At 61.9% G+C, this 8709-nt stretch carries 6 protein-coding genes and 2 pseudogenes; 4 read left to right on the top strand and 4 right to left on the bottom strand.

Features of this window, described 5'->3' with window-relative positions; all coding sequences use genetic code 11:
• The 4 genes and pseudogenes from tatC to DBR24_RS34910 form a co-directional block, all read left to right on the top strand.
• A partial coding sequence (tatC, locus tag DBR24_RS21690) for a twin-arginine translocase subunit TatC (RefSeq protein WP_128615774.1) occupies positions 1–761 on the top strand: 761 nt, incomplete at its 5' end.
• Entirely contained in the window at positions 758–1465 is a 708-nt protein-coding gene (locus DBR24_RS21685) for a 16S rRNA (uracil(1498)-N(3))-methyltransferase (protein ID WP_128615770.1), read from the top strand. The genes tatC and DBR24_RS21685, both read left to right, overlap by 4 nt.
• 121 nt (positions 1466–1586) lie before the next feature.
• Positions 1587–2648, top strand: a pseudogene (locus tag DBR24_RS34915) (methyl-accepting chemotaxis protein); the annotation flags it as partial.
• Positions 2631–3503, top strand: coding sequence for a methyl-accepting chemotaxis protein (locus DBR24_RS34910; protein WP_371921338.1), 873 nt, complete (start codon positions 2631–2633; stop codon positions 3501–3503). The pseudogene DBR24_RS34915 and the gene DBR24_RS34910, both read left to right, overlap by 18 nt.
• A gap of 154 nt (positions 3504–3657) precedes the next feature.
• Here the strand turns inward: DBR24_RS34910 and DBR24_RS21675 are convergent, their stop codons facing one another.
• From DBR24_RS21675 to mdoH, 4 genes and pseudogenes are all read right to left on the bottom strand, one after another.
• Positions 3658–4392, bottom strand: coding sequence for an amino acid ABC transporter ATP-binding protein (locus DBR24_RS21675; RefSeq protein WP_128615768.1), 735 nt, complete (start codon positions 4390–4392; stop codon positions 3658–3660).
• Positions 4385–5344 carry an amino acid ABC transporter permease gene (locus DBR24_RS21670; protein WP_128615767.1) on the bottom strand — a complete coding sequence of 320 codons (960 nt, stop codon included), beginning with the start codon at positions 5342–5344 and terminating at the stop codon, positions 4385–4387. Before DBR24_RS21670 ends, DBR24_RS21675 begins: the two co-directional genes overlap by 8 nt.
• Positions 5345–5484: 140 nt before the next feature.
• Positions 5485–6282 (bottom strand): transporter substrate-binding domain-containing protein, encoded by a 798-nt coding sequence (locus DBR24_RS21665; protein WP_041071500.1) that lies wholly within the window; start codon positions 6280–6282, stop codon positions 5485–5487.
• A 385-nt stretch (positions 6283–6667) separates the two neighbouring features.
• Positions 6668–8709, bottom strand: a pseudogene (mdoH, locus tag DBR24_RS21660) (glucans biosynthesis glucosyltransferase MdoH); the annotation flags it as partial.

The raw sequence follows: 8709 nt of genomic DNA, 5'->3' as shown, positions 1-8709 counted from the left end.
TGCCGCTGGTTTCGCACCTCACCGAGTTGCGCACCCGCCTGCTGCGTTGCGTGGCGGCGATCTTCATCATCTTCGCCGGGCTGTTCGCCTTCACCCAGCAAATCTACACCTTCGTCTCGACGCCGCTGCGCCAGTACCTGCCGGTCGGCGCGACGATGATCGCCACCGACGTGTCATCGCCGTTCCTGACGCCGCTGAAGCTGACGATGATGGTCTCGCTGTTCCTCGCGATCCCGGTGATCCTGCATCAGATCTGGGGCTTTATCGCGCCGGGCCTGTACAAGCATGAGAAGCGCATCGCGGTGCCGCTGCTGGTTTCCAGCATCCTGCTGTTCTACACCGGCATGGCGTTCGCCTATTACTTCGTGTTCCCGCTGATCTTCAAGTTCTTCGCTGCGGCCACCCCGGCCGGCGTGGAAATGATGACCGACATCGCCAGTTACCTCGATTTCGTCATGACGCTGTTCTTCGCCTTTGGCGTCGCCTTCGAAATTCCGGTGGCCGTGGTGTTGCTGGTGTGGATTGGCGTGGTCGACGTCAAATACCTGAAAAAGATCCGCCCGTACGTGATCATCGGCTGCTTCGTGGTCGGCATGATCCTGACGCCGCCGGACATCTTCTCGCAGACCCTGCTGGCCGTGCCGATGTGGATGCTGTTTGAAATCGGCATCCTGTTCGGTGGGCTGATCAGCAAGCGCGAACGCCCGGACGAAACCCCGGCCGACGATCACAACGACCAGCCGCCAGCGACCCAGGCATGAACCTGCTGTTGCTCGAAGAGGCCGACTTCATCGCGGCCGACCGCGTCGTGCTGCGTGACCGGCGCCTGACCCACATGCAGGAAGTGCATCGCTCCGAAGTCGGTGACAGCCTGCGGGTCGGGCGCATCAATGGCCTGATGGGTTCGGCCGAACTGCTGCGCCTCGAGGCCGGCGAAGCCGAACTGCGCGTCACCCTCGATCAGCCACCGCCGGCCAAGCTGCCGCTGACCCTGGTGTTGGCCCTGCCGCGTCCGAAGATGCTGCGGCGGGTGTTCCAGACCGTGGCGACCATGGGCGTATCGAAGGTCATTCTGGTCAACAGCTACCGGGTCGAGAAGAGCTTCTGGCAGACGCCGTTCCTGGAGCCGGAAGCAATTCGCGAGAATCTGATCCTCGGTCTCGAGCAGGCCCGCGATACCGTGCTGCCGGACATCATCATTGAGAAACGCTTCAAGCCATTCGTCGAAGACCGCCTGCCGGCGATCACCGAAGGCACCCTCGGCCTGGTCGGTCATCCCGGTAACTACCCGCCGTGCCCGCGTGCGCTGTGCGAACCGGTGACACTGGCGATCGGCCCGGAAGGCGGCTGGATCCCCTACGAAATCGACCTGCTGGGCAAGTCCGGCCTGCAACCGGTGCAACTGGGCGAGCGCATCCTGCGCGTCGAAACCGCCGTCACCGCCCTCCTCGCCCGCCTGTTTTAAATCCGACGCGCAACCTCTGTGGCGAGGGAGCTTCACCCCGGATAAATGGCGTTACAGATTGCCATCACTCGGCCGATACCCTCTCCATAAGTCCAATTAGTGGTCCGAGGGGAGTCGTCGCATGTACCGTTGGTTAGCCGAGAATCTTGGGAACGTCAGTGTCAAACGCAAGCTGGGCATCGGTTTCGGCCTGGTGCTGTTGCTGACGCTGTTGATTACCTTCACCGGCTGGACCGGCATGGGCGGCATCATCAGCCGCGGTGACAAGCTCGGCTTCATCTCCAGCCTCAATGAGCTGACCAAGGACCTGCGCCTGGCCCGTCTGGACTATGAAGCTCGTCGTGGCGAACAAGGCCCGGGCGCGGTCAACGAGCTGTTGGCCAAACTCGCCAGCGGCCTGCAAACCGCGCGCGGTCTGATCGAGCAGCCTTCTGATGCGGCGATGGTCGATCAGCAACTGGCCGCCGTCGCCGAGTACAAGCGCGCCTTCGCCGACATGACCCAGGCCACCGTGCAGCGCGAAGACGCGCGCAGCAAACTCGGCGCCAATGCCGACAATGCCGTGGCCAAGGTCGCGGACGTCGAGAAATCCCTGCTGCAGGGTGACAGCGTCGCGCAATTCAACAGCGTGATTGAGCTGAGCAAACTGTTGCAGCAGGCGCGTTATCAGGTGCGCGGCTACACCTACAGCGGCAAGGCCGATGCGGAGCAGCCCGCGCTGGACGCCATCGACAATGCCCTGAAAAACCTCGACAGCCTGCCGGCGAAATTGCCCGAGCAGCACATCGCCAACCTGCAACAGGCCACCGACTCGATCAAGGCCTATCGTGCGGCAGTCGCTCAGTTCCGCGACTCGCAGGTGAACAATGCCAGGGCCGGGGCCACCATGACGGCTCAGGGCGACATCCTCCTCGACGTCAGCAAGAAGCTCACCCAATCGCAAACCGTGGTGCGCGACACCGATGCCGCGCACGCCAAGAACATGTTGATCATCGCCACCCTGCTCGCCGTGGCCTTCGGCCTGCTGGCCGCCTGGGCAATCACCCGGCAGATCATCATCCCGCTGAACCAGACCCTGAAAGTCGCCGAACAAGTGGCCGCCGGTGATCTGACCCACAACCTCGTGTCGCAACGCCGCGACGAACTCGGGCAGTTACAGCGCTCGATGCAAAGCATGACCCAAGGCCTGCGCGAGCTGATCGGTGGCATCAGCGATGGCGTGACCCAAATTGCCAGCGCTGCCGAAGAGCTGTCGGCGGTCACCGAGCAGACCAGCGCCGGGGTCAACAATCAGAAGATCGAAACCGACCAGGTCGCCACCGCCATGAACGAAATGGCCGCCACCGTGCAGGAAGTCGCGCGCAACGCCGAAGAGGCGTCCGAAGCTGCCGTGGCCGCCGACCAGCAGGCCCGCGAAGGCGACAAGGTGGTCGGTGAAGCGATCGCGCAGATCGAGCGTCTGGCGGTTGAAGTCGGTCATTCCACCGAAGCCATGGGCGAACTCAAGCGCGAAAGCGACAAGATCGGCAGCGTGCTCGACGTGATCAAATCTGTGGCCCAACAAACCAACCTGCTGGCGCTCAACGCCGCCATCGAAGCCGCCCGTGCCGGTGAGGCGGGTCGTGGTTTTGCCGTGGTCGCGGATGAAGTGCGCAGCCTCGCCCAGCGCACCCAGAAGTCCACCGAAGAGATCGAAGAGCTGATCGTCGGCCTGCAAAACGGCACCCAGCAAGTGGCGACGATCATGGACAACAGCCGCTCCCTGACCGACAGCAGCGTCGAACTGACCCGTCGCGCCGGTGGTTCGCTGGAAAGCATCACCCGCACCGTGTCGGCGATTCAGGCGATGAACCAGCAGATTGCGGCAGCGGCCGAGCAGCAGAGCGCTGTGGCTGAGGAGATCAACCGTAGCGTGCTGAATGTGCGGGATGTGTCGGATCAGACCTCGGCGGCCAGTGAAGAGACTGCGGCGTCCAGTGTTGAGCTGGCGCGGCTGGGGACGCATTTGCAGACGTTGGTGGGACGCTTCAAGGTTTGAGGTGATTCATCTGCCTCGGTTCACTGGGAACCGGGGTGATGCTATCGCTGGCAAGCCAGCTCCCACAGGATTTATGTCGATCACAACGGTTGTGTTCAACCCACTCACTGTGGGAGCTGGCTTGCCAGCGATGGCGTCCGAGGGGACGCCGCCGTTACAGGACCTGACGCAGGAAAGCCTGAGCGCGCAGATCCTTCGGTGCATCAAAGAACTCTGCCGGCGCCGCATCTTCCAGCAACTTGCCGTGATCGAAGAACAACACCCGATCCGCCACTTCCCGGGCAAAACCCATTTCGTGGGTGACGCAGACCATGGTCATGCCTTCCACGGCCAACCCCTTCATCACGTCCAGCACTTCACCGACCATTTCCGGGTCGAGGGCCGACGTCGGTTCGTCGAACAGCATCACTTTCGGGTCCATCGCCAGCGCCCGGGCAATCGCCACGCGCTGTTGTTGACCGCCGGACAGGCGTGAAGGGTATTCCCGCGCCTTCTGTGCGATACCGACCTTCTCCAGCAACGCCAGGGCCTTGGCCTCGCTTTCCTTCTGCCCGCGCTTGCGCACGACTTTCTGCGCGAGGCAGAGGTTTTCCAGCACGGTCATGTGCGGGAACAGGTTGAAGTGCTGGAACACCATGCCGACTTCGCGGCGGTAGGCGTTGACGTCGGTTTTCGGGTCGGCCAGTTGCAGGCCGTCGATGCTGACCGAACCCGAGTCGAACGCTTCCAGACCATTGAGGCAACGCAGGAAGGTCGATTTGCCGGAACCCGACGGACCGATCACCACCAGCACTTCGCCCTTGGCCACCGTGGTAGTGACGTTATCCACAGCGCGGACTACCTGACCACGGGTGTCGAAGACTTTTACCAGATCGCGGACTTCAATCACTTTGCGCGAGCCTCCGCTCAAGCCGGCTGGCGATTTTCGACAGCGGCAGGTTGATCAACAGGTACAGGCCGGCGACGCAGAACAGGATTTCGAACGGCGAGAACGAGGTGGTGATGACTTCGCGACCACTTTTCAGCAGCTCGGTAATCGCAATCACCGACACCAGCGAGGTGTCCTTGACCAGACTGATGAACTGCCCGGCCAACGGCGGCAGCACGCGTTTCAGCGCTTGCGGTAGCACCACGTGACGCATCGACTGGCCAGCGCTCAAGCCGAGCGAACGCGCCGCTTCGTTCTGGCCACGGGCAATCGACTGCACACCGGAACGGATGATCTCCGCCACATAAGCACCCGTGAACAGCGACAACGCGGCGATCCCGGCGAACTCGCGGGACAGGTTCATCACCGTGCCGATGAAGAAGTAGAAAATGAAGATCTGCACCAGCAGCGGTGTGCCGCGCACCAGTTCGACGTAGATGCTCGACAGGTCGCGCAGGGTCGGGTTGCTCGACAGGCGACACAGCCCGGTGACCAGACCGATCAACAACCCGAGCACGCCGGACACCACCGACAGCCACAGCGTCGTCCACAGCCCCCACAACAACGGCCCTGCGGCCCAATGCCGGGTCACGCCCACGACGTCGCCTTCAGCCACATCGTCGCCCTGAGCGAATTGCAGGCTGTTCTCGTCGACCGTCAGGTGCTGCTCGTCACCGGCGTCGTTACGCAGGGTGACTTGGGCGCTGCCGCCCTTGCGCACCAGTTCGGTGACCGTGGAGATATCGGTAGCACGCTGGGATTCTTCGGCCTGATAGGCGAAATACTGTGGCACGCGGTTCCAGCGCCATTCGTAGGACATCAGCGACGTGGCGTAATACAACGCGCCCGCCAGGCCGACCAACACCAGCACGGTGAGGACGTGCCAGGGCCATTGGGCTTTTTTCTGTTTCATTGCAGGTTCCGGATTTTGTGTTGCTCTGGAGGGCCTCTTCGCGAGCAAGCTCGCTCCCACAGTGGATTTGTGGTGTTCACACAATCACTGTGGGAGCGAGCTTGCTCGCGAATGGGGCAACTCGGTCTATCTGACCGGGCTTATTCCATGTCCTTGAGCCACTCGGTGCTCTTGAACCACTTGTCATGGATACGATCGTAGGTGCCGTCTTCGTGGATCTGGTGCAGGAAGTTGTTGATGAAGTTGAGGCTGTCGTAGTCGCCCTTCTTCAGACCGAAGGCCAGCGGCTCGTAGGTGAACGGCTTGTCGAGGAACACCAGTTTGCCGGCGCCGACCTTGTTCACCGCCACCACGTTGTACGGCGCGTCGTAGATGAAGGCGTCAGCCTTGCCATTGACCACGTCGAGCACCGCTTCCTGCTCGTTGTCGTAGCCGTGGTATTTGGCTTTGGCGATCAGTTTCTTGGCGACCATCTCGCCGGTGGTGCCGAGCTTGGAGGTGATGCGGTAGTCGGCGGTGTTCAGGTCTTTATAGGACTTGATGGTGCCTTCCAGCTCCTTGCGGATCAGCAGGGTCTGGCCGACAACGATGAACGGTTCGCTGAAGTTCAGGCGCAGGTTGCGCTCCTGGGTCAGGGTCATGCCGCTGCCGATCATGTCGAATTTGTCGGTCATCAGTGCCGGGATGATCCCGTCGTAACCGGTCGACACCAACTCCAGCTTGACGCCCATGGCCTTGGACATGGCTTTGAGGATGTCAACTTCGAAGCCGATGATCTCGCCGCGCTTGTTGGTCATCTCGAACGGCATGTAGGTCGGGTCCATGCCGACTTTCAAGGTGCCGCGCTTGACCGCGTCGTCGATCGCGCCGGCGTGCGCCGCATTGACTGCAACCAGTGCCGTGACGCCGACCAGCAGCATCGACAGATACTTCTTCATCTTCAAGTCCCCAAAACCATTGCAATTGCGGCGCGAAAACCAACAGAGGCGGGCAAAAAAGCCCTGGTGCGCCAATTCGGGGACGGATGCTAACGCACTCGTTTTTTTGCACAAGGTTTAATGGACGATTTGTTTAACAATCAAGAGCTGACCCTCATCGGAACGCCGCCCAGCCCTCCCCCCGAGGGAGAGAGGGCCGACCGAGGTGTCTCAAGCTATACGCCGACCTGAAAGATCGAGTCGATTATGGATTCGGCAAAGCAGAATCAGGTCGGTGTAACTCGAATGTTCAACGCGGTCGGTCCCCTCTCCCTCTGGGAGAGGGCTAGGGTGAGGGGCTTTTCAGCAGGCAAAAAAAACCCCGCAACATCGCGGGGTTTCTTTATCAGGCCGGTTGCGCCTGCAGGCTCACCGGTCGCAGCGGCAGCAATGGCGCATGCGGATCGGCTTTCACCGAAGCGCGCCAGGCATCCAGCCACTCGGCGTGACCTTCGGCCCAGACCAGCTCGTGCAGACGCGCCAGGGCCACCGGATCGCTCAGCAGTTGCAGGCGATCATGGTTGCTCAGCGCCGCCGGGCCAGCTTTCAGGGCGTGACGCACCCGTTCCTGACGCAGCCATTCGATCGGCTCGGCCTGACCGTGTCGCGAGGTCGCCAGCGAGCACGCCAGGGCGTTCTGCTGCGGATCGACCACGGCGCGGACGAAGCCGTCCTTCAGCGCGTGCCAACGGTTCTCGTGGGTGTACTGGTCGGTCGCCAGCAGCGCCTGTGGCGGATTGTATTCCTCTGGGATGAGGAACAGGCTCTCGTCACGGGACTTGAGGCCCAGGCCGACACGGCTGGAGATCACCGACACCGGGATCGACAACATCAACGAACCGACGATCGGCACCAGCCACCACAGGAAGCTCGGGTTCAGCCAGATCACCAGCAGCGCCCAGCAGAAACCCAGCAGGGTCTGCGGACCGTGGCGTTTGACCGCCTCGCTCCAGGGCGTGGAGTCGTCGTCACGCTGCGGCGAGTTCCAGGTCGCGGCCCAGCCGAGGAACGCGGCAAGGACGAAACGGGTGTGGAAAATCATCCGCACCGGCGCCAGCAGCATGGAGAACAGCATCTCCAGCAGCATCGACAGGGTCACCTTGAACTTGCCACCGAACTCTTTCGCGCCCTTGGCCCAGATCAGGATGATGCTCAACAGTTTCGGCAGGAACAGCAGCACGATGGTGGTCGAGAACAGCGCGATCGCCTTGTCCGGGTGCCATTGTGGCCACAACGGATAGAGCTGCCGCGGTTCGAGGAAGTACTGCGGCTCCATCAGCGTGTTCACCGCCAGCAGCGCAGTCGACAACACCAGGAAGAAGAACCACAACGGCGCCGACAGGTACGACATCACGCCGGTGAGGAACACCGCACGGTGCACCGGGTGCATACCTTTGACCAGGAACAGGCGGAAGTTCATCAGGTTGCCGTGGCACCAGCGACGGTCACGCTTGAGTTCATCGAGCAGGTTCGGCGGCAGTTCTTCGTAGCTGCCCGGCAGGTCGTAGGCAATCCACACGCCCCAACCGGCACGGCGCATCAGCGCGGCTTCAACGAAGTCGTGGGACAGGATCGCACCGGAGAACGCACCTTTGCCCGGCAACGGCGCCAGGGCGCAGTGGTCGATGAACGGCTTCATGCGGATGATCGCGTTGTGACCCCAGTAGTGGGACTCACCCAGCTGCCAGAAGTGCAGACCGGCGGTGAACAGCGGGCCATACACACGCGTGGCGAACTGCTGCATGCGCGCATACAGGGTGTCCATGCCCGACGCACGCGGCGCGGTCTGGATAATCCCGGCGTCCGGCGTGGCTTCCATCAGGCGCACCAGACTGGTCAGACATTCGCCGCTCATCACCGAGTCGGCGTCGAGCACGACCATGTACTTGTAGTCACCGCCCCAGCGACGGCAGAAGTCGTCGAGGTTGCCGCTCTTGCGTTTCACACGACGGCGACGGCGGCGATAGAAGATCTTGCCGAAACCCTTGGCTTCGCGGCAGACATCCAGCCAGGCCTGTTGCTCGGCGACGCAGATATCGGTGTCGTTACTGTCGCTGAGGACGAAGAAGTCGAAGCGGTCCAGATCACCGGTGGCAGCGACCGATTCGAACGTCGCCCGCAAACCGGCGAACACGCGCGGCACGTCTTCGTTGCAGATCGGCATGACCAACGCGGTACGCGCGTCTTTGGCAATCGGCTCGTTACCGGCACTTTTACCGGAGATACGGTATTTATCGTGACCGGTGAGCAACTCGAGGAAGCCCATCAACGCGGTCCAGAAACCCGCCGACACCCAGCAGAACAGAATCCCGAACAGGATCAGGATGCTGGTTTGCAGCGCATACGGCAGCACTTGCGTGGCAGTTTGCAGCAGCGGTTGGTGCAGGA

Source organism: Pseudomonas sp. HMWF006, assembly GCF_003061205.1.
GTDB classification, from domain to species: Bacteria; Pseudomonadota; Gammaproteobacteria; order Pseudomonadales; family Pseudomonadaceae; genus Aquipseudomonas; species Aquipseudomonas monsensis.
Note: the sequence above shows the minus strand (reverse complement) of the source record. Positions and strands in the feature narration are given on the sequence as shown.

Bases quoted from the DNA above. Each gene is read 5' to 3' on its own strand.
- DBR24_RS21685 (WP_128615770.1), top strand. From the start codon at position 758: ATGAACCTGCTGTTGCTCGAAGAGGCCGACTTCATCGCGGCCGACCGC.
- DBR24_RS34910 (WP_371921338.1), top strand. From the start codon at position 2,631: ATGCAAAGCATGACCCAAGGCCTGCGCGAGCTGATCGGTGGCATCAGC.
- DBR24_RS21670 (WP_128615767.1), bottom strand. From the start codon at position 5,344: ATGAAACAGAAAAAAGCCCAATGGCCCTGGCACGTCCTCACCGTGCTG.
- DBR24_RS21665 (WP_041071500.1), bottom strand. From the start codon at position 6,282: ATGAAGAAGTATCTGTCGATGCTGCTGGTCGGCGTCACGGCACTGGTT.